The organism is Reinekea sp. (assembly GCF_046710285.1).
GTDB lineage: Bacteria > Pseudomonadota > Gammaproteobacteria > Pseudomonadales > Natronospirillaceae > Reinekea.
The window spans coordinates 94,667-121,197 of sequence record NZ_JBKEGY010000009.1; the positions used below are offsets into that span (position 1 = coordinate 94,667).

24 protein-coding genes are annotated in these 26,531 nt (G+C 44.3%); 15 read left to right on the top strand and 9 right to left on the bottom strand.

Going from position 1 to position 26,531, the window contains the following annotated elements; translation table 11 throughout:
- Window positions 1-17: 17 nt before the first annotated feature.
- Window positions 18-731, bottom strand: coding sequence for a hypothetical protein (locus tag ACI882_RS08475; RefSeq protein WP_411743650.1), 714 nt, complete (start codon window positions 729-731; stop codon window positions 18-20).
- An 84-nt stretch (window positions 732-815) separates the two neighbouring features.
- Between ACI882_RS08475 and ACI882_RS08480 the strand changes: the two genes are divergently transcribed.
- Genes ACI882_RS08480 through ACI882_RS08490 form a run of 3 tightly spaced genes read left to right on the top strand, consistent with a single transcriptional unit; the run spans window position 816 to window position 2,925 of the window.
- On the top strand, window positions 816-2,192 hold the full coding sequence (locus ACI882_RS08480; protein WP_411743649.1) for a hypothetical protein: 1,377 nt from the start codon (window positions 816-818) through the stop codon (window positions 2,190-2,192).
- On the top strand, window positions 2,185-2,619 hold the full coding sequence (locus ACI882_RS08485) for a type II toxin-antitoxin system RatA family toxin (RefSeq protein ID WP_411743648.1): 435 nt from the start codon (window positions 2,185-2,187) through the stop codon (window positions 2,617-2,619). The genes ACI882_RS08480 and ACI882_RS08485 overlap by 8 nt, the downstream gene beginning before the upstream one ends.
- 18 nt (window positions 2,620-2,637) lie before the next feature.
- On the top strand, window positions 2,638-2,925 hold the full coding sequence (locus ACI882_RS08490; protein WP_411743647.1) for an RnfH family protein: 288 nt from the start codon (window positions 2,638-2,640) through the stop codon (window positions 2,923-2,925).
- A 156-nt stretch (window positions 2,926-3,081) separates the two neighbouring features.
- Here the strand turns inward: ACI882_RS08490 and bamE are convergent, their stop codons facing one another.
- A complete protein-coding gene (gene bamE, locus ACI882_RS08495; RefSeq protein ID WP_411743646.1) occupies window positions 3,082-3,396 on the bottom strand; it encodes an outer membrane protein assembly factor BamE in 315 nt (104 codons plus the stop codon).
- Between the two features lie 69 nt (window positions 3,397-3,465).
- Here bamE and fur point away from each other — a divergent pair, with 69 nt between their 5' ends.
- Together fur and ACI882_RS08505 are read left to right on the top strand one after the other, a co-directional pair.
- The gene (fur, locus tag ACI882_RS08500) at window positions 3,466-3,894 is read left to right on the top strand and encodes a ferric iron uptake transcriptional regulator (RefSeq protein WP_411743645.1); all 429 of its coding nucleotides are present in this window, start codon (window positions 3,466-3,468) and stop codon (window positions 3,892-3,894) included.
- 72 nt (window positions 3,895-3,966) lie between these two features.
- Complete coding sequence (locus ACI882_RS08505; protein WP_411743644.1) at window positions 3,967-4,452, top strand: TlpA family protein disulfide reductase; 486 nt, start codon at window positions 3,967-3,969, stop codon at window positions 4,450-4,452.
- 280 nt (window positions 4,453-4,732) lie between these two features.
- Here the strand turns inward: ACI882_RS08505 and recN are convergent, their stop codons facing one another.
- The gene (gene recN, locus ACI882_RS08510; protein WP_411743643.1) at window positions 4,733-6,406 is read right to left on the bottom strand and encodes a DNA repair protein RecN; all 1,674 of its coding nucleotides are present in this window, start codon (window positions 6,404-6,406) and stop codon (window positions 4,733-4,735) included.
- A gap of 171 nt (window positions 6,407-6,577) precedes the next feature.
- Here recN and grpE point away from each other — a divergent pair, with 171 nt between their 5' ends.
- From grpE to ACI882_RS08530, 4 genes are all read left to right on the top strand, one after another.
- The gene (gene grpE / locus ACI882_RS08515) at window positions 6,578-7,171 is read left to right on the top strand and encodes a nucleotide exchange factor GrpE (protein ID WP_411743642.1); all 594 of its coding nucleotides are present in this window, start codon (window positions 6,578-6,580) and stop codon (window positions 7,169-7,171) included.
- A 107-nt stretch (window positions 7,172-7,278) separates the two neighbouring features.
- Window positions 7,279-9,195, top strand: coding sequence for a molecular chaperone DnaK (dnaK, locus tag ACI882_RS08520; protein WP_411743641.1), 1,917 nt, complete (start codon window positions 7,279-7,281; stop codon window positions 9,193-9,195).
- A 210-nt stretch (window positions 9,196-9,405) separates the two neighbouring features.
- Complete coding sequence (dnaJ, locus tag ACI882_RS08525; protein WP_411746555.1) at window positions 9,406-10,533, top strand: molecular chaperone DnaJ; 1,128 nt, start codon at window positions 9,406-9,408, stop codon at window positions 10,531-10,533.
- Window positions 10,534-11,140: 607 nt separating this feature from the next.
- A complete protein-coding gene (locus tag ACI882_RS08530) occupies window positions 11,141-12,259 on the top strand; it encodes a hypothetical protein (protein ID WP_411743185.1) in 1,119 nt (372 codons plus the stop codon).
- Between the two features lie 687 nt (window positions 12,260-12,946).
- Here the strand turns inward: ACI882_RS08530 and ACI882_RS08535 are convergent.
- Genes ACI882_RS08535 through ACI882_RS08550 form a run of 4 tightly spaced genes read right to left on the bottom strand, consistent with a single transcriptional unit; the run spans window position 12,947 to window position 17,484 of the window.
- Window positions 12,947-14,329 (bottom strand): HDOD domain-containing protein, encoded by a 1,383-nt coding sequence (locus tag ACI882_RS08535; protein ID WP_411743184.1) that lies wholly within the window; start codon window positions 14,327-14,329, stop codon window positions 12,947-12,949.
- Window position 14,330: 1 nt separating this feature from the next.
- Entirely contained in the window at window positions 14,331-14,504 is a 174-nt protein-coding gene (locus ACI882_RS08540; RefSeq protein WP_411743183.1) for a hypothetical protein, read from the bottom strand.
- 2 nt (window positions 14,505-14,506) lie between these two features.
- The gene (gene recG, locus ACI882_RS08545) at window positions 14,507-16,588 is read right to left on the bottom strand and encodes an ATP-dependent DNA helicase RecG (RefSeq protein WP_411743182.1); all 2,082 of its coding nucleotides are present in this window, start codon (window positions 16,586-16,588) and stop codon (window positions 14,507-14,509) included.
- A complete protein-coding gene (locus ACI882_RS08550; protein ID WP_411743181.1) occupies window positions 16,573-17,484 on the bottom strand; it encodes a LysR substrate-binding domain-containing protein in 912 nt (303 codons plus the stop codon). The genes recG and ACI882_RS08550 overlap by 16 nt, the downstream gene beginning before the upstream one ends.
- Window positions 17,485-17,584: 100 nt before the next feature.
- Here ACI882_RS08550 and ACI882_RS08555 point away from each other — a divergent pair, with 100 nt between their 5' ends.
- Window positions 17,585-18,391: a hypothetical protein gene (locus tag ACI882_RS08555; protein WP_411743180.1), complete on the top strand. Its 807-nt coding sequence runs from the start codon at window positions 17,585-17,587 to the stop codon at window positions 18,389-18,391.
- 15 nt (window positions 18,392-18,406) lie between these two features.
- Here the strand turns inward: ACI882_RS08555 and ppnN are convergent, their stop codons facing one another.
- Entirely contained in the window at window positions 18,407-19,777 is a 1,371-nt protein-coding gene (ppnN, locus tag ACI882_RS08560; protein ID WP_411743179.1) for a nucleotide 5'-monophosphate nucleosidase PpnN, read from the bottom strand.
- A 46-nt stretch (window positions 19,778-19,823) separates the two neighbouring features.
- Entirely contained in the window at window positions 19,824-20,741 is a 918-nt protein-coding gene (locus tag ACI882_RS08565; RefSeq protein ID WP_411743178.1) for a homoserine kinase, read from the bottom strand.
- A gap of 142 nt (window positions 20,742-20,883) precedes the next feature.
- Here ACI882_RS08565 and polA point away from each other — a divergent pair, with 142 nt between their 5' ends.
- The 5 genes from polA to ACI882_RS08590 all read left to right on the top strand — a co-directional run bounded on the left by polA (window position 20,884) and on the right by ACI882_RS08590 (window position 26,395).
- Window positions 20,884-23,697, top strand: coding sequence for a DNA polymerase I (gene polA / locus ACI882_RS08570; RefSeq protein ID WP_411743177.1), 2,814 nt, complete (start codon window positions 20,884-20,886; stop codon window positions 23,695-23,697).
- Window positions 23,698-23,797: 100 nt separating this feature from the next.
- Window positions 23,798-24,178, top strand: coding sequence for a response regulator (locus ACI882_RS08575; RefSeq protein ID WP_411743176.1), 381 nt, complete (start codon window positions 23,798-23,800; stop codon window positions 24,176-24,178).
- Between the two features lies 1 nt (window position 24,179).
- The gene (locus tag ACI882_RS08580) at window positions 24,180-24,791 is read left to right on the top strand and encodes a histidine kinase (RefSeq protein ID WP_411743175.1); all 612 of its coding nucleotides are present in this window, start codon (window positions 24,180-24,182) and stop codon (window positions 24,789-24,791) included.
- The gene (locus ACI882_RS08585) at window positions 24,791-25,750 is read left to right on the top strand and encodes a diguanylate cyclase (RefSeq protein ID WP_411743174.1); all 960 of its coding nucleotides are present in this window, start codon (window positions 24,791-24,793) and stop codon (window positions 25,748-25,750) included. The genes ACI882_RS08580 and ACI882_RS08585 overlap by 1 nt, the downstream gene beginning before the upstream one ends.
- A gap of 72 nt (window positions 25,751-25,822) precedes the next feature.
- Window positions 25,823-26,395, top strand: coding sequence for a hemerythrin domain-containing protein (locus ACI882_RS08590; protein ID WP_411743173.1), 573 nt, complete (start codon window positions 25,823-25,825; stop codon window positions 26,393-26,395).
- The last annotated feature ends 136 nt before the right edge of the window (window positions 26,396-26,531 follow it).

Consider the following 26,531-nt stretch of genomic DNA (forward strand, 5'->3'; position numbering starts at 1 on the left):
TGGCTTCATTTGGGGGTTTATTCAACACTTAAATGACTGGTATCGACTTGGACCGGTGGCTTCTCATCTTTTAATGTATCTAACGTTGCACCTGGCTCAGCAAGACTGATGTTATCTATGTCTAAAATGGGTGGGGCGGGTTCTAATGGTTTATCAAGAATCAAGTCTTCGCCTACGTCGGCAATAGACAGTCCAGATAAATCAATCTCTACAGTTGTTACAGCTATTGACTCTACTAGTTGTGTTCCAGGCTCAGAAACTGACCAATTAGGTACTTGCGATGGTGCTTTAAGACTAGGTTGGTGGTGCTCAGCTAAAGCGGGGTCGCTTTCCCCGGCAACGCTGTCGAGCGTCGTCGTAAATTCACCTATACTTGTACTCTTAGCAGCGCTGGCCGATACTGGCTGTGCTGGTGCTGGTGCTGGTGCTGGTGCTGGTGAGCTTAACGTTGTTGGCTTAGGAGTCGCTGCACGAGTTTCAGCTGCGGGGATTGCAGTGCCATGAGCCCTGACAATAAGCTTTGCTCCAACCTTCTTAAAGGCTTGTTGAAATTTAATAGCCGTGACTTTGTCGACGCCCTTTTTTATCGGTTGCTCAGCGCCACTAAAAAGCCGGTCAAGGTACACTTGGTCGGCTTTAATCAGTTTTTGCAGATCAGCTTTTACGAAATCAACGAAAAAACCATCTATTAGGTCGCCTTTAAATGTAAGGTCATATCGTGGTTGCGTCATAATCGTTCTATTATTTCTGTTTTATGTCAGTATAGCAGCCTTGGACAAGACTTCTTCAACTGCGTTGTGAAGGTTTACGCAAAAATGAACCCTTTTTTACTAATAACATTACTCATTGGCACTCAAATTGGTTTATCCGATGGTTTGGTGCTGCCTGTTTTAGCGGCGAAGCATGGCCAAGGTTCATTTTTAATCGTGTACGCCTTTACCAAACTGATATTTATTTTGCCCATTTTACAGGCAGAATTAGTAGCAGGCCGTATTTATCGAGCCTCGCCATTTGAATTGTCGTTTTTAGCATTAAATAAGCGATTGGCGGCTGTGTTGCTGTCTTTGCTCGTAATGGCACTCATCTTTGTCTTGGCAAGTAATCTATTTAACACCGCCTGGACCATGATTTACAGTATAGATGGCGTAAGTGGCAAATTATTAGGGTTACGACCACTAGATCAAAACCTGTACTGGTTTGAACAATCGCAAAATACAAATCGTATTATGAGTTTTGTAATTGCGCAGGGTATTTTCTTAATGCTCCTAGGGGGTCTAGCTTGGCGTGGCATTATTTCAGTGTTTCAGTTTTTTGTGCCTATCTGCGCTGTGTTTATTCTGATTTCTCTGCCTAAGATCGCAGAGCTTATGACGGTGTTGCAATACCCTGCTTTAAGTTGGAACGATATTTTCGTTGCTATTCAGCATTCAATAACTTCTTCGTTGGCGGGTTTATTGATTTGGTATGTAATCGGCACCAAGGTGTCTGACCAATTGCCGACAGGTCGGGCTATTATTGCTGTTCAATTGTTTGATGTGTTGTTTGGTTTGGCGCTGCTGTCTATTTCTTATCAGTGGCTAGATGCGTTATCGGCCGACTATTTAGAAGTAGGCACAGTTTTTAGATTGTTAATGGCGAGTTTATCTAATGTCGAGGCGGTACCAATGTATACCATGCTTTGGTTGATCGTTTTGCCGGTCGTTGGGGTGCTCAGCAGTGTTCCTTTATTGCTGCTTTTGACTCAGCAGCTAGGTTCTATAATACGACATTGGTTGTTAGCGCTCACTACGCTCGCGGTCGTCATTCTTAGCGGTGCTTTGGTCTTGTCGAATGGCGTTTACTCGCCTATCGTTTGGTACGGTCGGCCGTTATATGACGTGGTTCAGGCGCTTGGTCAAGGATTAATAATACCGCTAATCACTGGTGGTGTTTCATTCTGGGTTGGCTGGGTCATGGTGCCTAACCAAGTATTACGGCAAATAAATCCGCATGGCGGTATTCGTTATTTTCTTTGGCGATTGGTGCTTCGATTTGTAGTGCCCGTGCTGCTTGGGGTAATATTTGCAAGAACAACTTTAACCTTAACTTCCTTTACGCCGACACAAGTTCTCGTATTTTGCCTTTTGGCGATTGTAGGGGTTCGTTTATTTACTTGGGTCAAAAAAAGAGCGATCTTTCCTTCCTATGATTGAGATTCACCGAACCGCCCTTATTCTGGCACCGGCAAAAGCCGTCTACGATATTATTAACGACATTGAAGTTTATCCTCAATTTTTAGATGGCGTAGTCAGCGCACAAATTTTAGAGCACAGCTCAACCCATATGCTCGGTCAGCTGGTTATTAAAAAAGCCGGTGTTGAAAAAACAATCGTAACGCGTAACAAACTTATTGAGCCAACAACCATAGACATGACGTTAGAGCAGGGGCCACTAGATTCACTATCTGGCGTATGGACCATTACCCCATTGTCAGATCAAGGTTGTAAAGTGGCTTTAGATTTAAGTTTTAGCGTGAAAAAAGGCATCAAGGCCATAGCCTTTGGCGCTGTCTTTAAACAAGTGGCCAATAGCATGGTTGATTCCTTTGTACAGCGCGCTAACGAATTACACCCATCATAAGGGCGAAAGAGTATAACGATGATAAAAGTAGAAGTTGCCTACGCGACCCCAGAGAAACAACTCATAGTAAGTATCGAAGTTGAAGCAGGCTGCACATTAAAGCAGGCAGCACTGAAAAGTGGCCTAGATCGCGAGTTTCCAGGCTTAGACATTGAAAACTCACCAATGGGCCTCTTTGGCCGTAAAGTCGCAAAACCAGACATCGAAGTATTAAAAGCTGGCGACCGAGTAGAAATTTACCGACCATTAATAATTGACCCTAAGCAAGCGCGCTTAAACCGGGCTGCTAAAAAGCCAGTTAAGTAGATTTATATTCGAGAGTGGTAGGCGTCTGTGCTGAGGTTCTGTAAAAATAGGGCGTTCATTGGCATGGATGCCAATGACGAGCCCCCATGGATGGGTTTACGGCGTCCCTCTTTTTACAGAACCTCAGCACTGGCGGTAACAGCGACTAACAGAGCTTTACTTTTGGCTTGGCTTTGAAATACCTGAAACCAAATTATCTGTGAAGTTAATGATAAGATGCTGGTAGCTTTCATCTTCTTGCTTGAGTGGATAAATCCACTTGGTATCCGTTGCTTCACCTTCTAGAATTGGCAAGCCAATTAAAAACTGGACTTGATCTTTTGTTTGGCCTATTTCGAGTTGTTCAATTTGTTCAGGTAGCACAAAGTTACCTTGGCCTAATTCAGCTTGATATGGTTTTAAAATGGTACAAGCGCTAACTAATAATAATAAAATGACCGAGAGTGTCAGTTTTGTGATGTGATTAAGCAAAATAGGTTCCTAAGTTAGCTGAAGTCAGTATGATGAGGCTATTGTACACGGTTATGAGGAGACGAAAAGGTGACAAATCAAAATCAAGAACTGAAGAGAGCTGGGCTGAAGGTCACGTTGCCTCGCGTTAAAATTTTGCAGATGTTTGAAGATGAGTCTTTTGCGCATATCAGTGCAGAGGAAGTTTATAAGCAATTACAAGAGACGGGTGAAGATGTAGGTTTAGCAACGGTGTATCGCGTGTTAACTCAGTTTGAGGCCGCAGGGTTAATTACCAAGCATAACTTTGATGGTAATCATGCGATTTATGAACTGACCACAGACGATCATCATGATCACATGGTCAACGTTAAAACTGGGGAAGTGATTGAGTTTGTCGACCCTGTCATTGAAGCTAGACAGCATGATATTGCTAAAGAACACGGCTTTGAGATTGTCGATCATAGCTTAGTTTTGTATGTACAACCGTTAAATACAAAGAAAGCGCCAAAAGTATGAACCTGTTCCAGTTAAGTTCAGGTTTAATCGCTAGAATGACTGCTTTATTGAATTGTTTATAAAGGAAGCTCCATGAAGTATTCGCGTTTGCTGGCCATTGTTTTTGTCTGTTTAGCAACCTTTGCTAGCGCAGAAGTGAAAGTTGGCGATAATTTCCCAAGTTTTAAAATTCCTACCCTTGATGGCAAAGTGCTAGATACAGCGCAACTTAAAGGCAAAGTCATCTATGTCGATTTTTGGGCGAGCTGGTGTACAACCTGCATTCAGTCATTTCCTATTATGAGTGAGCTAAACAGCGAACTTAAAGGTAAAGGCATCTATTTCTTAGGTATTAATACCGATGAAGACATTAACCTAGCGAAGAAGTTTTTAACTAAAACGCCGGTGAACTTTATCAACGTATCAGACCGCACCCAACAAATAGTCTCGTATTTTGAGCCTAAGGGCTTCCCGGCGGCATACATAGTCGCAAAAGACGGTACCATCCACACAATTAAAGAAGGCTTTGCCGGTAAAGAGAAAACCAAAGCATTGCTACTTGAATTGGCGGCGCAATAGATTAGACAGAACGGATGCCCGATGGGCATCCGCGAGTTTTTAGCTGCTAGCTGCGAGTAAGTTCAAGAGCTTTAACCCCAGAATGGTGCCGTTTTTGCGCTGAGGTGGTGAATAGCGCTTGAGCGGTCGCTGTGAATACATCCATGTAAGCTAAGCCTCGCCATCCATGGCTCGGATTCCCGCTCAAAGGCCATTCACCACTTCAGCTTAGATTTCTACCGATTTTTGTTTTGAACTTACTTGCAGCTTGCAGCTAAAAACTTGCAGCTTTCTCCTCCCCTCAATGCGCCCTCACACTTGTCCTTAACATCTCTTCTGCATGCGCTCTTGTTTGTGCTGTTATGTCTATTCCGCCTAGCATTCGGGCGATTTCGTCTATGCGGTGTTCGGGGTTTAGGCGTTTAATGGTTGAGGTTGTGCTTTGCGCGTTGCGTTGTTTTTCAACGATGCAGTGGTTGTGCCCGAGTGCAGCGACTTGCGGTAGGTGAGTGACGCATATCACTTGGCCGCGTGTCCCTACTTGGCGCAGCATGTGGCCGACTATTTCTGCAGTGGCGCCGCTAATGCCGACATCGACTTCATCGAATACTAAGGTGGGTATGGTTGAATGCTCGGCGCAGATAACTTGAATGGCAAGCGATACTCGTGACAATTCACCACCGGAGGCTACTTTAGCCAATGGTTGCGCGGGCTGGCCAGGGTTTAGGCTAATTTGATATTCAACGGTATCGACTCCGCTTGTGGTTGCTTTGCTTTGAGGTAGAAAAACAACCTTAAACTGAGCGCCAGGCATAGCTAACTGGTTGAGCTTTTCAATGACTTCTTTGGCAAAAATAATTGCACTGGCTTTGCGTTTTTCTGACAACTGTTTCGCACATTTGTCGTAGACTTTCTTGCGGGCGGCGACTTCAGTGGTCAATTCTTCTAATGAGCCTTGTGAATCATTTAACTGGGCGTACTCAGCTTGTAGCTCTTGGCTGAATTCAAACAGTTGTTCAGAGCTAATATGGTGTTTACGGCTCAGAGTATGAATTTCATCTAAGCGCGACTCCAAATAGTGGCTACGTTCGTCATCTACGGTAATGCTGTCTATATAAGCATCAAGGTCAGTGGCGCATTCCTCTAGTTGAATAACGGCACTGTCTAGCAAGGTAATAGCATTGCTGAGCGTATCGCTTTTGTCGTCTATTTTTTGTAGCCGGTGTAATGCCATTTTTATTGCTTGCGTGGCGTTGTCACCGTTTTCATCGGCTAAGGCTTCTCGTGCGCTGTGACTTTGAAGCAGTAAGGACTCACTTTGTTGGATGCGACGGAATTCTGTTTCAAGTAATTCGACTTCATCTTCTACTAGTTCTAGTGCTTCTAGTTCTTGGCATTGATATTCTAATAGCTGGCGGCGTGCTTCACGCTCTTCATTGGTTTGAGAAAGCGCCTTGAGCTTACGATCTAGCCCTTGCCATGAAATCCAAGCATCTTTAACTTGTTGCAGATGTTTTTCATGCCCTGCGTATTCATCGAGAAGCTTTAAATGGGTATCGTGCCTTAATAGCGACTGATGCGCATGTTGGCTATGAATATCAATTAGGTGCTCGCCAAGTACTTTGAGTTCAGCTAGAGGTACGGGTTGGCCATTGATAAAAGCTCGTGACCGGCCCTCGTGAGAGACTGTGCGGCGAAGTAAACACTCATTTCCATCATCTAAATCTCGTTCACTTAACCATTGTTTTGCAGCCTCAATGCGTGAAATGTCGAAAGCAGCAACGACTTCGGCGCGTTTTTCACCATAGCGAACCACATTGCTGTCAGCTCGGTCACCTAAGGCCAAGCTCAGACTGTTAAGCAAAATAGACTTGCCTGCGCCTGTTTCGCCGGAAATAGAGGTCATACCTGTTTGCCAGTCAATGTCTATATTGTCAGCAATGGCGATATTTCGAATAGATAGGTTTTGTAGCATGTGTGCGGCCACCAAATTGATAGTACTGGTTGTTTATACAGTCAAATTTATAGATTTGCAATGGTTTTGCATTCGATACAATTTCTTATAAAAAGTCCCCTTGAAAAAAGGGGTCATCCACCCCATTAAATGTCGTATGTTCTAAAGTTCGAATTTTTGAGAAGGTAAATCATGAGCAACGAAGAAAGACCAGTTGATGAACAACTAGAAAATGAAGCTGTTGAAGAGCAATTGGAAGCCGCAGGTAGCACGGAAACGCCTGAATCTGGTGATTTAGCCGAGCAGCTCGCATTGGCTCAAGAAGAAGCTGCGAAGTATAAGGACCAATTTATACGCTCAGAAGCTGAAATGGCTAATTTACGCCGGCGCGTAGAAAAAGATGTCGAAAATGCTCACAAATTCGGCCAAGAAAAAATAAGCAAAGAGCTGCTCAGTGTTGCAGATAATTTGGAGCGGGCCATTTTAGCCAGCGACTCTGATTCAGCTGAAGTCATTGCTCTAAAAGAGGGCGTCAAGCTGACTTTAAAGGGTTTGCTCGATGTCTTTGCTAAATTCAACATAAACGCTGTAGATCCACAAGGCGAGCCTTTTGATCCTCAGTTGCATCAGGCTATGTCGATGGTTGAAAACCCAGACGTAGAACCGAATACCGTCATTGCTGTCATGCAAAAAGGTTACACCCTTTATGACCGACTCATTCGCCCAGCGATGGTGATGGTCAGTAAAGGCGGTGAAAAGTCGACAACAATTGATGAAAAAGCGTAATTGAACGCTTTTTAAACAAAAAAATTATCAGTATCCACTTGAATTATGAGGTCTTGCTCTCATATCGCATGACAAGCAAGATTGAATTAAATACGGAGTATTAAAAAATGGGAAAAATCATCGGGATCGACCTCGGTACCACTAACTCATGTGTTGCTGTTATGGAAGGTGATAAACCAAAAGTAATCGAAAACGCAGAAGGCGATCGTACAACCCCGTCGATTGTTGCTTTCGCAGACGACAATGAAATTTTAGTTGGCCAATCAGCTAAGCGTCAAGCCGTTACTAACCCAAACAACACCGTTTATGCGGTCAAGCGTTTGGTTGGTCGTCGCTTTGATGACGAAGTTGTACAAAAAGACATCACAATGGTGCCGTACAAAATCGTTAAAGCCGACAATGGCGATGCTTGGGTAGAAGTACGTGGCGACAAAAAAGCACCGCCACAGATTTCAGCTGAAGTTTTAAAGAAAATGAAAAAGACCGCTGAAGAGTATTTAGGCGAAAAAGTAACCGAAGCAGTTGTAACCGTACCGGCATACTTTAACGATGCTCAGCGTCAAGCAACGAAAGACGCAGGTAAAATAGCCGGTCTTGATGTAAAGCGTATTATTAACGAGCCAACAGCCGCAGCTCTTGCCTACGGCATGGACAAAAACCGTGGCGATAGTGTTGTAGCAGTATATGACCTTGGTGGCGGTACTTTCGATATCTCAATTATTGAAATTGCAGAAGTCGATGGCGAGCACCAGTTTGAAGTATTGGCAACAAACGGTGATACATTCCTAGGTGGTGAAGATTTCGATATGCGTATGATTGAATATCTCGCAGAAACCTTCAAAAAGGAATCAGGTATCGACCTTAAAGGCGATGCGCTTGCAATGCAGCGTTTGAAAGAAGCGGGCGAAAAAGCGAAGGTAGAGCTGTCTTCAGCCGCGCAAACAGACGTCAACTTGCCTTATATCACGGCTGATGCTTCTGGTCCTAAGCACTTAAACGTAAAAGTGACACGTGCCAAGCTAGAATCATTAGTAGAAGACTTGATTGAGCGTTCTTTAGAGCCTGTACGTATTGCGCTTAAAGATGCTGATCACGATATTTCTGATATCAGCGACGTCATTCTAGTTGGTGGCCAGACGCGTATGCCAATGGTTCAAGCGAAAGTAGCTGAGTTCTTTGGTAAAGAGCCACGTAAAGACGTAAACCCTGATGAAGCCGTCGCCGTTGGCGCAGCGATTCAAGGTGCGGTACTTTCAGGTGACGTAAAAGACGTATTGTTGTTAGACGTAACACCATTAACCTTGGGTATTGAAACCATGGGTGGCGTGATGACGTCGGTTATCGATAAAAACACCACGATCCCGACTAAGAAGAGCCAAACCTTCTCAACCGCCGATGATAACCAAGGCGCTGTAACCATTCATGTGTTACAGGGTGAGCGTAAAATGTCTACGCACAACAAGTCATTGGGTCGCTTTGACTTAGCCGATATTCCGCCAGCACCACGTGGCGTACCGCAGATTGAAGTGAGCTTTGACTTAGATGCGAACGGTATTTTGAACGTATCAGCTAAAGACAAAGGCACGGGTAAAGAACAGTCGATCGTCATTAAAGCGAACTCTGGTTTGTCTGATGAAGAAGTCGAACAAATGGTTAAAGATGCAGAAGCTAACGCCGAAGAAGACCGTAAGTTCGAAGAGCTTGCTCAGTCTCGTAACGCAGCTGATGGCCTTGTTCATTCAACGCGTAAGTCTTTGAAAGAAAACGAAGACAAAGCGTCGGATGAAGAAAAAGCCGCCATTGAAGAAGCTTGTGTTGCTGTTGAAGAAGCTTTGAAGAGCGAAGATAAAGAAGCAATCGACAAAGCCGTTGAAACGCTTAGCGAAGCTTCTGCAGGTTTTGCACAGAAAATCTACGCAGATGCTGCGCAAGAAGCTGGCGCAGATGCAGGCGGTCAAGAACAGGCCTCTGCAGGCCCAGATGACGCCGTAGACGCTGAGTTTGAAGAAGTGAAAGATAAGTAAGCTCACCATGAGTTAGCCTTATCAAAACAACAAAGCGGGTACTCCCCGCTTTGTTGTCGTTTGTAAATCAAAAAAAACGGCCAGTTTTTCCGCTTGGAAACGAATTCGAGCGTTTTTAATCGAAAAAATTGAAAGTTGAACTGGTGCCCATAAAGCTAATGGGCCGCCAAAACTGAATTAAGCCTGCTAGGGCCAAGAAAGAGTTATTACATGTCTAAACGTGATTATTACGAAGTACTAGGTTTATCAAAAGGCGCGGACGAGAAAGAAGTGAAAAAAGCGTATCGTCGTATGGCGATGAAGTTTCACCCAGACCGCAACCCAGATGACAAAGAAGCCGATGGCAAATTTAAAGAAGTAAACGAAGCCTACGAAGTGCTCTCTAATAGCCAGAAAAAACAAGCTTACGACCAGTTCGGTCACGCCGGAGTAGACGGCCAAGGTGGTTTTGGTGGTCAAGGCGGACATGGTCAAGGTAACTTTAGCGATATTTTCGGCGATGTATTTGGTGATATTTTTGGCGGCAGCGGCCAACGTGGCGGGCGCTCAAACGTTCAGCGCGGTTCAGATTTAAAATACAACATGGAACTAACACTCGAAGAAGCCGTTCGCGGCATCGAAAAGAGTATCCGTGTACCCACTTTAACCAACTGTGAGCCCTGTAACGGCTCAGGTGCTAAAAAAGGCACCACGCCAACCACATGCTCAACCTGTGGCGGTTCTGGCCAGGTGCGCATGCAACAGGGCTTCTTTGCGGTACAACAAACATGCCCTACTTGTTCCGGTGCAGGCAAAATTATTAAAGACCCATGTACCAGCTGTTATGGTCGTGGCGTGAAAGAAGAAACTAAGACGCTTAGCGTGAAGATACCACCTGGTGTAGATACCGGTGACCGAATTCGCTTAAGTGGCGAAGGTGAAGCCGGACGTAACGGCGGCCCAGCGGGTGACTTATATGTAGAAGTGCATGTTAAGCGTCACAACATATTTGAGCGCGATGACGCTAACCTTCATTGCGAAGTCCCCATTAGTTTTGCAGAGGCCGCTTTAGGCGGTGAACTCGAGGTACCTACACTAGATGGGCGGGTTAACTTAAAGATCCCGGCGGAAACACAAACTGGCAAGCTATTTAGACTACGTGGTAAAGGTGTGAAACCTGTCAGAGGGCATTCAGTTGGTGATTTACTATGTCGCGTTGTAGTTGAAACTCCCGTGCATTTAACCTCGAAGCAAAAAGAATTGTTACGCGAATTTCAAGAAAGTACTGAAGGCAAAAAACATTCACCAAAAAGTAAAGGCTGGTTCGACGGTGTAAAGAAATTCTTTGATGAAATTTAGATGTAAATCAAAAAACTTAATTGTCTAAATATTTTATTTTTAAAAAGCAAAACGTCTAAAAACGCTTTGCTTTTTTTATGCCTATTTAAATTGGAGTTGATCTAAAAGCCGGAAATCTAAGGGAAAATTATTTTATTAAATGGCTTTTGCATTCTTTTTTTTCTTAAGTGTTTTTTCAAACGATCGTTTTAAAATATCAGTTATACATTCATTTTGGCCATTTTATTAGTTGATTTAGCGCAAGAACTTCGTCAAAGGGTGGAAATAGTGCAAATAACCGCACCTCAGCCCTAAATAAAGGGTTGACCGCAGGGTTGCGCTCTGGTTTTATATCTCTCGATGGTTGAACGGGCTACCGAACAACCCTGGGGAAGGAATTTAAAAACAAAAGTCGCCAAATCCCACGCCGATGAGAATCGCCATTATGTTTGATGACTGCATTTTTATCTTTTTTTCTTAGTAACATTTTGACACTGCGATCGTTTTAGTTTAATTGTATGCAGTGTTAACGATAACTAAGCTGCTGACGTCAATTTCGACTGATGTAGTTAAATCAAGTAGTCTGGTCACCAAACCAGTATTGATAATAAAAACTAGGGGAATCTACATGAAAGCTATTTTCGCAGTTACTGCACTTGCTGCTGCTATTTCTGGACAAGCACTTGCTGCTGATACAGAAGCTACTACTACATTCAACGGCGCTATGCAATATGACTTCACAGTCGATATGGCCGCTGAAACTAAAGATGTTGAACTTCAGAAAGGCGATGACGCTAATGATGGCGGTTCATACGGCATCTATATGGACGTTAAAGTTGTAAACGGTCCTTTCTCAGGTGAAGTTGGTCTTACAACTGAAGACGGTGTTGGTTCTGTTACAGTTGGCGACATCGTTGTTAAAGAAGGCAAAATCTCTTTTGGTCAAGTTGGCAGCCTAGTTGAAACTCATGAGTACACTTATGAGCAAGAAGACTTCGGCGGCGAAGGCAAAGATGTTGATGCTGCTATCCGTTACAATGTAATGGAAGGTTTTGACGTACAGCTTGAAGGTGCGCAGCAAGACGGTGTTGGTGATGACTACGGCCTTGGCGCGAAATATGCTGGCGAGTCAGGTGCGGTTTCTTATGTTGCCGATGCACAAGTTCGTTTAAGCGATACAGTTGCTGCCACTTTAGATGACGCTACGCCATTTATGTATTTTGGTGCTGGTGTTACATACACTGCTGATATTGTAACAGTAAAAGCTGGTTTCAATAACTATTCAGTTGTAGATGCACGCGCTGCATATACTGCACTGAATGCAACTTCTGGCGATTCAGACTCTGAATACGCAGTATCTGTAACTGCAACTCCTGTTGACAATTTAACAGTTGGCGCACATTACATGGACAAGAGTACTGAAACTGACGATGATTCTCGTTACAAAGTTGAAGGTTCTTTCGCAGCAGATGCAGTGACTGTTTCTGGTTACTACACAGCTGTTCTTGTTGAAGATGCAATTGCTGAAATGAACGGTAAAGTAGAATACGCAGCAGACATGATTGCAGCTTATGCTGGCGTTACTCTTAACGAAGGCATGGTTGAGCATGATGCAGCGTTGATTGAAGCTGGTGTTTCTTATACTACTGAGAGTGGTATCGTTTACGCTGGTGACTATACTCAAGGCGATAGCACTGATGGCGTTGATCAAAACAACATCGTTTTCTCTGCTATGTACTCTTTCTAATTTCAGATTCCTCTGAAAACTAGAATCAGGCCAACCTTCGGGTTGGCCTTTTTTGTGGGTTTTAAAAAAGAACGTTGCCCTTTAAAGATAAGACCTGTTTAAGGCTGCTAGCTGCGAGCTTCGGGCAAGTTCAAAAAAGCTAAGTCTTTTACTTTGTATTTTTTACCTATCCCTCATTCAACGTCCGTCTTCCAAGCTTTTTATATTAATAAAATTTCAAGTTATACAGAAGTTAGCCTTGACTGCGCATTAACCTTGCTCGGGAATCCGAGCCAAGAGAAAGAACGTGCCCTTTGGGCATCCGTAAGCTGCAAGTAAGGTCAAGAGATTAAGGGCGGTATTGGGCTTCGGGTCAGTTGAAAAGGGGAAAAGAACGTTACTCTATGGGTGTTCGCGAGCTTTAAGCTGCCAGTAAAATATTAAAAACATTATCGAGGTTAGCTTGGGTGGTTATTTCCCATTACGCGGGAATCTGAGGCATGGATTCCGAAGTTTAGCGGTGCATGGATGCACGGAAAGCGACCGAGTAATGGGAAATAACCACCCAAGCGGAGTTTCAGATGAAGTACAGGGGGCTCAATCAGTGTTGTCTAAAGCTTCAAAAACCCGCAGCCCGAAGCCCGCAGCTCAGAACATCCCTAAACCGTCCTTAGCTTGCAGCTACAAACTGACAGCTGACAGCTTTTTTCAAACCGCCAACGAGTGCGCGATCATATCCAACTCTGCCTTATTGGTTCTAATTTGCTCCATTAATGGTTCAACTTCTTCTTTATTGATATTTAAGTGTTCGAAGACCATTGAGTCGAAAGTTTGGAGGCTTTTTGGCAATAGGCCATGCTCTTCAAGTAGGTGGTTTGCTAGGTAGATGAGGTGGGCTTGGTCACTATTGGCGCCTAAATATTCAGGATCACTTTGGTAGCGTACACCCATCGTTACTTCGCCGGGCATATTCCAGCTGTGCATAAGGTTCGATGCCATTTGGTCTCTTGTTATGCCTAAAACGTGCTTTTCAATGTGCTGATGCGCTAAATGCCTGTTCAACGCAATCATTTTATTGGTCACTTGAAAGTGCGGTCTAAACGAATGCGCCATAATCAAATAACCAAAATTATGTAGTAGACCCGCTAAATAACTTAAGCCGAAACCAGGTCTGAACTCACGCGGAATTGTGCTGACTAAAGCACCGACACAAGCCGCCATGTAAACCGCTTTACTCCAGTAGGTCGTATCGTTATCACTGTCTTCGCTGGGCATCTCAAGGGTTTTGCCCAACGACAGGCCAAGCGCTAAATTCATCACCAAGTCATAGCCTAAAACGCGAACGATAGCGTCTTGCACCGACTTAATAGAGCCTGGCGCAGAGTAATAGGAAGAGCTGGCCCAACTAACGACTTGTGCAGCTAAGCTAGGATCGCGCTCGACAATATGGCTGAGCTTTTCAATATTGGCATCAGGGTCAACACGTAATCGGATAATTGCTTGCGCGGTATCAGGCAAAGGCGGTATTTCTAAGGTCTCTTCGAGTCGTTGCTTGATGCGTAAAGAGGTAAACTTAGTCACCGCTGAATTAATTTCATCTCGATCATGATCAAACAAACTAAGTTCGTAGTTTGAATCTTCAAGCGGCAAAGCAATGGCAACGTCTTCAATGAGGGTGGCTTCTAAGCGCTTCATCGCATCGCCATCTTTCAGTGCCATGAGATGTGAAGAGTTACCACTATGAATAAAAATACGCTTAGTTTCGAATAAGCTACGATCAATAATTGTATTTGCTTGAATAAGATCATCGAAAGCTGGCAAAGTTTGTAAGTTTAATCGTTTTTTGATGGCGTTAATTTTCTTCAAGGCCAGAGGCTCAAGATCGCGCCCAGTAATCTGTCTAATTTTGCCAAGATCAGCAATTGAGTTTGATGCGACAAAAACTTGTACAACACCCTGATTATCTTCAAGTAAGCAGACTTCAGCGCGAACAATGCCAGACTTGTTCGGGCCGATTGCATGATGGATTGACTGTTTTGCCAAATGTTGGCGGACGATCACGGGTATGGTGCTGTCAGCTTGACTTGTCAACTTAGAATCCTCGAAGGTGCTGGGCAAATTTGGTAATTCGGTCGTTATAAATAATAGTATAGTCGGTTAGATGGTAAACGGTAAATTTTAAGTCGTGATTGAAGTAGCCAATACGACGAATTAATGGGATATTGATCACATAATTGACTGTATTCTGCCGTGACAAATTTACCATAGTTACACCTGTGCAAAGCGTTCGGCATCAAACAACCAGCGTTTAATGATTGGTTCAATGTGGCTTGGGTGCTCCGAGGCTAGCTTGGAGGCTAAATCGGGGATGACCTCTAACCAATGTTGGTCTCGTTCAATATCGGCAACTCTAAAGCCAATTGCACCGGTTTGTCGCGTGCCCAGCACTTCGCCGGGTCCTCTAATTTTTAAATCTTCTTCGGCGATGACAAAGCCATCGTTAGTGCTGCGCATAACTTCTAAGCGCTGTTTACCCTGCTCGGATAACGGAGAGCCATACAACAGCAAGCAAAAACTTTCTGTGGTGCCTCGACCCACGCGGCCACGTAACTGGTGTAACTGAGATAAACCCAGCCGTTCAGGGTTTTCAATAATCATGACACTGGCATTCGGCACATCGACACCGACTTCAATAACGGTCGTAGCCACTAATATATCAAGCTCTTTGGCTTTAAAGGCATCCATGAGTCGCGATTTTTCTGTTGGTTTTAGCTTACCATGCAACAAACCAATGCGAAGGTGAGGTAAGGCTAAAGCGAGTTTATCTGCAGTTGCTTCAGCGGCTTCGGCTTGTAGATCTTCCGATTCTTCGATGAGGGTACAAACCCAGTAGATTTGTCGACCATCTTCAACAGCATGGTAGACACGTCTGATGACCGCATCGCGTCGATCTTGGCTTATGGAGGCTGTTACTACGGGTGTTCGTCCTGGCGGTAGCTCGTCGATGACCGATAAGTCTAAATCAGCAAATGCGGTCATTGCCAGAGTGCGTGGGATTGGCGTGGCGGTCATGGTTAACTGGTGTGGATTGCCATTTACGGCCTTTTCTTTTAATGCCAGACGTTGCTGGACACCAAAGCGATGTTGCTCGTCGATAATGACAAGACCTAAGCGCAAATACTCTACTCCCTGTTGAAACAGCGCATGGGTACCGGTGATAAGCTGCAATTGCCCGCTGGCAAGGTCGGTCAATAAAACATCGCGCTGCTTTTTGCTACTTTTACCGAGTAACAAACCAATGCTAACGCCTAACGGCTCGCACCAGCGCTGCATATTTAAAAAATGCTGTTCTGCCAGCAGCTCTGTTGGCGCCATGAACGCAACTTGAAAACCGGCTTCAATTGCTTGAAGGGCCGCAATAAGCGCTACCAGTGTTTTGCCTGAGCCTACATCGCCTTGTACCAAACGCATCATCGGAGCGGGAAGCGCTAAATCTTCACTGATTTCACCCGATACTTTTAATTGCGCGTTGGTCAGCCTAAAAGGCAGTGCCGTGAGTAATTCAGGTACAAAGCGAGAAGATGTTGCAATGGCTGGCGCACCTTGGCTCTTTGCCTCCTGCCGAACTTGCTGCAAGCTTAAATGATGCGCGAGCAGCTCTTCTAGGGCTAAACGTGATTGTGCAGGGTGATTGCCCTCTAGGAGCAAAAAGACATCCTCCTCGCTGACTGGGTGGTGTAAGGTATAAAGTGCTTGGGTTAATGTCGGTAAATGCCATTGCGATACCCAATTTGCGGGTAGCCATTCTGGCAGACCTGCTTGGGCAACTAAAATGTCGATAGCCTGCTCAATTAGGCCGCGCAATCTTATTTGGTTTAAGCCCTCTGAAGACGGATAAAGCGGCGTCAGGGTGTTCTCTAATGGCGGGAAATTATCGTCTTCACGGGCACTGTACTCAGGATGAACCATCTCTAAACCAGACGGACCCATGCGAACTTCGCCATAACAACGAATACGATGCCCAGATATTAAAGACATTTGTTGTGCACGTGAAAAATGAAAGAAGCGTAGTGTTAGTAAACCGCTGCCATCTTGAATTTTAACCAATAATGATCGCCGTTTACCAAAAGTCACATTGCTGGCTCTAATCTCCGCTTCGACGACGACGGCCATGCCCAATCTTAGTGATGCTATAGAGGTAATACGGGTTCTATCTTGATACTTATAAGGCAGGTGAAACAATAAATCTTGAATACTGTTAATGCCCAAAGCAGCCAGTTTTTCGGCAATTTTTGGACCGGCGCCTTTGAGCTTAGCAACGCCGAACGTAAGACTTAATGGGTTTTGCATAACCGAATCGCGGCCTCAATAGCATCTATGGCAGAAGGGCGAGGAAAACTGGTGCGCCAAGCGAGCCCGACAGTCCTGGTGGGTGCATGCCCCCGGAAAGGTTTTACAACGACTAGGTCTTCTTTATAAAGGTGAGAACCCGTTGCTGACCTAGGTAAAATGGTGATGCCTAAATTTGACGCAACCATGTGTCGAAGCGTTTCTAAAGAGGTTCCATCGGCCATCGTTTGGATGCGCCCTAATGGGTCGCGAGACGCTGAGGCGATCATCGGGCATTCATCTAGAATTTGATCTCTAAAACAATGGCCTTGCCCAAGTAGGAGTAGGTTTTCTGACATAAGCTCTTGCTCAGAAATGTCATCTTGCTTTGCTAGCGGGTGGTGCGCAGGCAGCAATATATCAAAAGGTTCATCATAGAGCGGTTTGGTCAATACATCGGTTTCGCTAAAGGGTAGGGCAATAATTAACGCATCTAAATGCCCATCGCGGAGCCGCACTCTTAGCGCCGCGGTAAAGTTTTCTTCGATGGATAGCGGCATGTTAGGCGCATTTGTACGCAATTGCGGAATAATGTGCGGTAATAGATATGGGCCGATAGTAAAAATAACCCCGATACGAATAGGGGAAAATAACTGGTCTTTACCTGCCGTGGCGATATCCTGTATTTTTATCGTTTCTTCTAACACTCTATTGGCTTGGGCAATAATTTTTTGGCCGATCGGTGTAACGGTTACGCCATTTTTGTTACGTTCAAATATCGCAACCTTAAGTTTGTCTTCCATTTTTTTAATGGCCACACTTAAAGTCGGCTGTGCAACTGAGCAACGTTGAGCCGCGCGACCAAAGTGCTTTTCTTGCGCCAAGGCAATGATATATTTTAGTTCCGTTAAGGTCATGGAAGTGCCAGATAATTTCAGTATCTAAAAACTATCGAAAAGTGGCTGATGATACAAGCAGTTAATGGCACTATAATGCAATTAAACTTGAGGGAAAAAAATGACACGTCTAATTTTAGCGGGTATTGGTGATTTAAACAGTCGTGTGGCCAAAAAATGGCAGCAAAATTTTGGTGAAGTTTTGGCCATGCGCCGCAGTCAAGTAGACTCAGCGCTCGAATTTGACCAACTGCAAATAGACTTATCAGAACAAGCTTGGCCAGACTTAAAGGCCGATTATCTCGTGGTGGCTTTGTCCGCCAAAACCCGAACACTGGAGGGCTATCAACAAGCTTATCTCAAGCCTATTTTAAAGTTAAAAGATTCTGTACAGGGTTGGCAAAAAAGCCCTAAAAAAATCATTGTGGTGAGTTCCAGCCGTGTATTCGCTGAACAGCTTGGCGAACAAATAGACGATACAACAGAAGCCACCTCCGATGACCCCTATGCTCAAATTTTAATCGAAATGGAGCAGCAATTACATCAAATTGATACAACCACCTGTGCTGCTACCTTAAGTGGTATTTATAGTGGCGATCGAGATTGGTTTAAAAGAATGGCACGAACAGCGGATCAAGAGGCGCCCAAGACGAACCACTGGACCAACCGAATTCATATTGATGATGCAGCGGCCGCTTTAGTTTATTTATTAAACTTAAACAGCATCCCAAAGCGAGTGATCGTGTCAGATGAAAAACCAATGCCATTTTGCCAGGTACTTAATTACCTACGCGAACAAGAAGGCTTATCTGCTTTAGAGTCTATTCCCGCCGTTCATGGTGGTAAGCGGCTAGAACCTAAGTTTTTGAAAGAAAGCGGTTTTCAATGGCGATACCCAACCGCAGTTAGCGGCGGTTATTCGCACTGAGTCCCGCTTAAATAGTTACTTAATTACTTTATAGCAAGGTATATAGGCGCTGCCGGGTAACTTCATGCGTTTTTGTTCGACAAAAGCTTCCAATAAGCTATCAAGGGGTCCAAGAATACTGGTGTCACCATGAATCTCAAATGGACCCTTTTCTTCAATGAGATTAATACCCTGCTCTTTAACATTGCCTGCAACAATTCCACTAAAGGCTCGACGCAGGTCCGCCGCTAAAAGATGGACAGGTGTATCGCGGTGAAGTTTAAGTTTGGCCATATTTTCATGCGTCGCCTCAAACGGCTCTTGAAAAATAGGCTCAATATGTAGCTTCCAATTAAAATGGTACGCGTCAGCCGTTTTAATGCGATATTCGTTTACTAAGTGCATGCCTGTCGCCATTTCACGAGCTGCCGCCGCCGGATCATCGACGATAATTTTATAGCGCTGCTGTGCTTCGTAGCCAAGAGTTTGAGCAATAAATTCATGCAACTGTTTGAAGTAATCGGCCGACTCGGGTGGTCCAGTTAAAATGAGTGGAAATGGTATCTCTTTGTTGTCTGGGTGCAACAAAATACCCAAAATATATAATAGCTCTTCTGCTGTACCAGGGCCGCCTGGAAAAATGATAATGCCGTGGCCTAGGCGAACAAAAGCCTCTAAACGCTTTTCAATATCGGGTAAAATAGCCAGGTCGTTTACGATAGGGTTGGGTGCTTCTGCGGTAATGATGCCCGGTTCTGTTAAGCCAATGTAGCGTGCATTGAGAATGCGCTGCTTGGCATGAGAAATGGTCGCTCCTTTCATAGGGCCCTTCATTGCGCCTGGCCCGCAACCTGTGCAAATATCTAAACCACGTAGCCCTAATTCATGCCCTACATCTTTGGTGTATTCATATTCAATTTTGTTGATAGAGTGCCCGCCCCAGCAGACCACTAAACGAGGCTCTTCGCCAGGTAAGAGCATTTTGGCATTGCGTAAAAAATGGAAAACGTAGTCTGTGATGTCGGAACTGCTCGCGTTTTCACCTAGCTGGTGCTCGCGTTCACTTTCTGTCCAGACAATATCGCGCAATGCGGCAAAGACCATCTCGCGGGTTGAGGTGATCATTTCGCCATCAACAAAGGCATCGGCAGGTGCGTTAAATAAATTTAGACGAATTCCACGATCTTGTTGGACGATGTCTATTTTAAAATCGGGGAAATTTTGTAATATGGTTTTGGCGTTATCGCTGTCTGAGCCTGTGTTGAGAATAGCCAAAACACAGCGCCGAAAAAGTTCATACAAACCGTTTTCTCCGGCTTGCTTTAATTTACTGACTTCAATTTGCGATAAAACTTCTAGACTGCCAATCGGGGTGATAGATGCATCGATTGTTTTAAAGGTGCTCATTAAACTCTCTTTATGGAAACGCTAAGTTGGGGAGTATAGCCAAAATTTATGACAATAGCCTTGCAGCGAGTTGTTTCATGGCGTTAGGGTCTTTAACGGTAATGGTATCGCTCGACGCGCCATGCTCTCGTTGTGCGATTAACCGACTTAACCAAAAGCGAGTGGCGGCCTGAACTTGGAGGCTTGGCACCGCATTTAGTTCTTCAGAGCTAAGTGGGCGAATGCGTTGATAGGCTTGTAAAAAGAGGTCGCAATTGCGTTTAAATGCACCATCGTCAATGTCGAAGCACCAGTCGTTCATGGCAATGGCCATGTCTAAAGCATAGCTATCAATGCCTGCGAAGTACCAGTCGATAATGCCTGTTAAATGTTGACCGTCGAATAGGGTATTGTCATGAAATAAGTCAGCATGGATAACACCGCAAGGAAGGTTTTTCGGTAATTGGCTTAACTGTGTCAGTGCAATATTTAATAATTGTTGGTCGGCAGTCGGTAGGCTTGGCAATATTTCCTTGCTGGTTTGCTCTAGCCAATGAATACCATGGCTGTGCAGACGCTTTTCGGGAAATAAGCTGGTTACTTTATGTACGTTTGCCAACGCAATTGCGACTTCAGTAATATAGGGCTCTGTTTGCTCAACATGCTTACCTTGGACGCGTTCAAAAAACACGCACGGCTTACCTTTGATGGTGAAAATGAAGTCACCTGAGTTTTGTCGGTAAGGCTGAGGTACTGCGCAATGGTGATCGTGTAGGTGTTCGCCTAATGCTAAGAAGAATGGCAACTCATCGAAGCTGTGCTTTTCAAAAATCGTCAGCACTAATTCTTGAGAATGAGTGCTAACAAAATAGTTGGTGTTCTCAACTCCGGCGCTAATACCGGTATGATTGCGGTATTCACCTAAATCGTAATGAGACAGTAAGGCAATAACCTCATGTTTATTTAATTCAGTGTAGACAGACATTGGCCATGCTTTTATTCAATGAGTAGACGGCCGCTGAGTATTCCATAAGATGCAGCCTCATCATAGGCTGTACAGGTAAAAATTCAGTTCAGCCGTGATATACTGCCGGTACTCTACAATTTTCAGCTTTGGAATAATATTCATGGTTCAGAATCCAGCGCCCATCGTATTAGTTGACGGCTCATCTTATTTATTTAGGGCATTTCATGCGTTGCCGCCCCTAACTAACTCCGAAGGTATACAGACTGGCGCGATTAAAGGCGTTACCTCGATGCTTCGTAAACTGGTTGAAACTTATCCGCAAAGCCAAATTGCGGTTATTTTCGATGCTAAAGGCCCTACATTTCGTAATGATATGTACACCGAATACAAAGCCAACCGTCCTCCGATGCCCGATGAATTGCGAGAGCAAATAGAACCTATTCATGAAATGGTCGTTGCGATGGGCTTGCCGTTAATGTGTGTCAGTGGCGTAGAGGCAGATGATGTAATAGGTACTTTAGCCGATCAAGCCACGAAAGCAGGTCTTGATTGTGTTATCAGTACTGGCGATAAAGACATGGCGCAACTCGTTAGCCCGCACGTTACCTTATTAAACACCATGAAAAATGAACATCTTGATGTTGAAGGTGTCCGTGAAAAATATGGTTTTGGTCCAGAATTGATGATCGATTATCTCGCGTTAATGGGTGATAAAGTTGATAACATTCCTGGTGTGCCGGGTGTCGGTGAAAAAACAGCATTGGCGTTGATCCAAGGCTTAGGTAGTTTAGATGAAATTTATAGCCGTTTAGATGAGGTGGCAACCTTGACTTTTCGCGGTGCAAAAACCATGGCACCTAAGTTAGAAGCCCACAAAGAGATGGCGTATTTAAGCTATGAGCTGGCGACCATTAAGTTAGATGTGGAATTAGACATCAAAGTAGGTGACATAGTATCCAGCGAGCCCGATAACGAGCAATTGTTGGCACTTTATCAGCGCTTTCAGTTTAAAACTTGGGTCCGAGAACTTTCTTCCGATTCCTCAACAGAAGTAAAGACCGCAGCTGCGCCAAGTGCCTTAACGTCGGCAACACAACTAGACACCACTGAAGAATTTGTCTCTGTAGAACCTGAGTCGGTTAACTATCGACTCGTTGAATCGACCAGTGAATTGCCTACCATAGAAGCTGCGATCGAAAAAACGGGCCAACTTAGTTATTTGCCGGTGTGGCAACAAGGTCACTATAATCATCGAGAATTAGCGGGTTTAGCGATCAGTGCTGCGCCAGGTCAAAGTTGGTATTTTCCTTTCGCCGCAGATATGGGTGATGTACTCGATACCGATTCCGTCATTCAATGGTTCAAGACATTGATAGAAGCCCATCGAATAATCAAAACGGGCAGTGATTTTAAATCTGATTATCATTGGTTTAACCAAAAGAAATTTCGTCCTTCACGTATGTTGTTTGACGTTGAAGTTATGGCTTTTGTTTATGACAGTACCTGCAAACGAGACAAAGAGCTGGCGACACACTTTAACCCGCTTTCAATCGACAACCTAGTGCGGGTCTATCTAAACAAAGCCCCCAAAACCCTTGATGACTTTCTCGGTAAACCAGGTAAAAAACGCTTGGCTGTTTCGGCGGTTGATCAAAATGAAATAGCCGCTTGGTATTGTGAGCGAGTTGACCTGCAAATACGCATGCAACAATGGTTAGAACATGGCCTAACACAGCGCGGCTTGTCTGAAGTCTATTTTGAAATTGAAAAACCTCTCTCGCCAGTGTTGGCCGTGGTCGAAGGTAACGGGGTTATCTTAGATACCGATTACATTACGCAAGTCAGTGCGCAGTTTAAAGATCGCTTGGCGGAGCTTGAGCAAAAGGCCCACGATCTTGCTGGCGTTGCATTTAACTTAGATTCACCAAAACAGCTGGCTGAAATATTGTTCACCAAAATGGAGCTGCCGGTGGTGAAAAAAACAGCCAGTGGCGCACCATCAACGAATGAAGAAGTATTAAATGAGCTAGCAGAAGAGCATGAGCTGCCTCGCCTTATATTGCAGTCTAGGCATTTGCGTAAATTGGTGGGTACCTATACCGACCCCTTGCCGACCATGGTACAAAAAGATCAACACGATCAATATCGGCTACACACCAGTTACCACCAAACCGGCGCGCAAACTGGGCGAATGAGTTCGCATGATCCTAATCTGCAAAATATTCCGATTCGTTCTGAAGAAGGGAGGTCAATTCGCCAAGCGTTTATTGCACCTAAAGGCTATAAATTGCTCGCGGCCGATTACTCGCAAATTGAATTGCGAATCATGACGCATTTGAGTAAAGATGCGAATTTAGTCACTGCTTTTAAAGAAGGGCGTGATATTCACCGTGCAACGGCAGCCGATGTGATGTCAATTCCTGAGTCTGACGTCACATCCGAACAACGCCGTTCTGCCAAGGCTATTAACTTTGGTTTAATTTACGGTATGTCAGCGTTTGGCTTGGCCAAACAATTAGGGATTAGCCGAACGGAAGCCAAACAGTATGTTGAAGCCTATTTTGAACGCTATCCGGGTGTGAAGCGTTATATGGATGAGACACAAGCCGAGGCGACCGAAACTGGCTATGTAGAGACTATCTATGGGCGCCGTCTATACTTAACAGGTATTCAGTCTTCGAATCAAATGGTTCGTAAAGGCGCGCAGCGCACTGCCATCAATGCCCCAATGCAAGGGTCTGCAGCAGATATCATCAAGATGGCAATGGTAGATGTTCAGAAATGGTTAGAAGGTTCGTCTTTGCGTGCACAGATGATCATGCAAGTGCACGATGAGCTCGTTTTTGAAGTCCATGAAGATGATTTAGAGGCTGTGAGCTCAGGCGTCCGCTTTCGCATGCAGCATTGTGCGCAATTAGATGTACCCCTAATAGTTGAGATTGGTATCGGCGATAATTGGGATGAGGCGCACTAAAAAGAGCCTCTTTTGAGATAGCCTGAAGAATAATGATCAGATTAGCTTGATTAATGCTTAGAATCAGCTTTATTTATAGTATCAGTTTATTGGAGTATGTATGTCGGTACCCGTATTAGTGGTCGATGATTCAAATTTTGCGCGAAAACAGGTCATTCGCTCGTTGCCAAAAAATTGGGACATTGAGCTATCACAAGCAACTGATGGTCAGCAGGCATTAGAGTTGATCCGAGCAGGTAAAGGTGATGTGGTGCTGTTAGACCTCACCATGCCGGTTATGGACGGATTTGAAGTTCTTGAGCAAATTAAGGCCCATGATATGCCTGCAATGGTCATTGTCATATCCGGTGATATTCAGCCGGAAGCTTATGTTCGGGTAATGAAATTAGGGGCTCTAGCTTTTATTAAAAAGCCGCTGATGGCTGCAGATCTCAACAAGGTTCTAAGTGACTTTGGCATCTATTCAGGGCAGGAGTCGTGATATGACTATCGATATCCTCAGCGAAGATCTACGCGATTGTTTTCAAGAGATCAGCAACATTGCCGTAGGTCGGGCAGCTAATTTGCTCGCACAATTGCTTGATACATTTGTCATTATGCCTATTCCCACGGTCAACCTATTAGAGCGCTCAGAATTGAGTATGGCGTTGACTGCGATTGGCGAGACTGGATCTGTCAGTGCTGTTTGCCAAGGCTTTACGGGTTCAAAAATTGCCGGTGAAGCTTTATTAATTTTCAATGACGCAAGCTTTACCGATATGGCCGAGCTTACTCATTTTAAGGGTGAAATAACGGCGCAAATTGAGCTAGAACTATTAATGGATATAGCTAATATCTTGATAGGCGCTTGTTTAAATGGCTTGGCAGAGCAAATTGACGTAAATTTTTCACAAGGCCAACCTAACTTGCTGGGTCAACATATAAATATTGAAGATATGCTCTCCCAGCAAGATGCACAATGGAAACGCGCGCTAACGATTGAGCTGCCATATAAGCTAGAAGGCCGTAATGTCGATTGTGATTTGTTGCTGTTATTTACAGAAGATAGTTTAGGTGTTTTAGCCGACAAATTATCTTACATGTTGGAGGACTAATGACGAATCCCAATGACAATTTAAAAGAATTTCATTGGCTTGTTGAGGTCTTGCAGACCGTTGACGTTGGCGTGTTGGTCCTTAAGTTAGATTATACGATTACCGCATGGAACGGGTTTATTGAAAACAACTCAGGCATCGATTCTGCAGATGCTTTAGGAAAGAATTTATTCGATGTTTTTCCTGAGGTTTCTCATGATTGGTTCAAACACAAAGCTGAAACCGTGGTTCAATTGCGAAATCGAGCGTTTACCACTTGGGAGCAGCGTCCTTATGTATTTAAGTTTCGAAACAATCGGCCTATCACCGGTGTAACACGATACATGTATCAAAACTGCACCTTTATCCCTGTCGTCAGTACAACGGGTACGGTCGAAAATTTAGCCGTGATTGTTTATGACGTGACTGATGTTGCGACCAGTAAAATAAAGCTTAAAGAAGTGAATGAAAAATTAGCCGAACTAAGTCGGATAGATGCATTAACCCAGCTTAATAATCGAGGCTATTGGGAGACCTTACTTGAAAGTGAGTTTTTGCGACAACAACGTAATCCCCGTGATTTGTGTTTGATTATTTTTGATATCGATCATTTTAAAAAAGTGAACGATACTTGGGGGCACCCTGCCGGAGATGAAGTGATTCGAGCCGTTGCAACTTCTGTACGTAATAACTCGAGAGCAACAGATATATCAGGGCGCTATGGTGGAGAAGAGTTTGTAATATTGCTAATCGACTCTGACATCGAGAACGCCTATTCATTTGCAGAGAGGCTGCGTGTTGATATCGAGCAGACTCAAGTGGAGACAGATGTGCAAACATTGAACGTCACCGTAAGCTTGGGTGTTTCTGCCTGGACTGATGAATATAAGAACCACAGTCAATGGATAGAGTCTGCCGACCAAGCATTGTATAAAGCTAAGGAAAGCGGGCGGAATAAAACAGTACGTAGTGCATCTTGACATGTATCAAAGCAAAGAAGTCATTGCGGGTTAAGCTGAAGTAAGGTTTTAACGATATCTTCGAGGTGTCTCATGGGTACAGCTTTGCTGCAAAAATTGAATAACGATCATAAAGATATTGCTCGTATTCTCTATTGTTTTCGGACTCAAATCCGAGGCTATGAAGACCCCGAAAGTACGCCTAACACGTCTCAAATCATGAATATTTTGGATTACATCACTTACGTGCCAGAACGCTGGCACCACCCAATAGAAGATCTAATATTTACTCGCTTACTTGAGCGTTCTCCTCCTCACCCACAGCAAATCAAAGCAGTATTGCGAGAGCATGAAGATCTTGAGCGGTTAACTGAAGAGTTAAAAGCGGCGTTTGATCAAGTCGCTATGGATATAACGGTTCCAGTTGCCCATTTGTATCGAACCGCAACGATATATTTGTCTCGCCAGCTACTTCACCTAGATGCCGAAGAAACAGTCATTTTTCCTATGGCAGAAGAGTTGCTTACTGAAGACGATTGGAATGAATTGGATGAGCTTGCAGAAGAGGCACTAGAATCTTTTGATGAGTCAACAAAAATAGAATATGACAAGTTGCGCGATGATATTTTAAATTTTGAAGAAAACCCCTATCAGCAGGGTGATTAAGAAACTGTGTCGGGGCCACTGCTGTGCCGTAAATATCTCAGATTTTACGCAGGGATCAGCGACCCATCGCTTGGGATTTCGGTCGCCATAAACCCATCCATGGGGGCTTGATTGAAACACCCATGTTTCAAACACC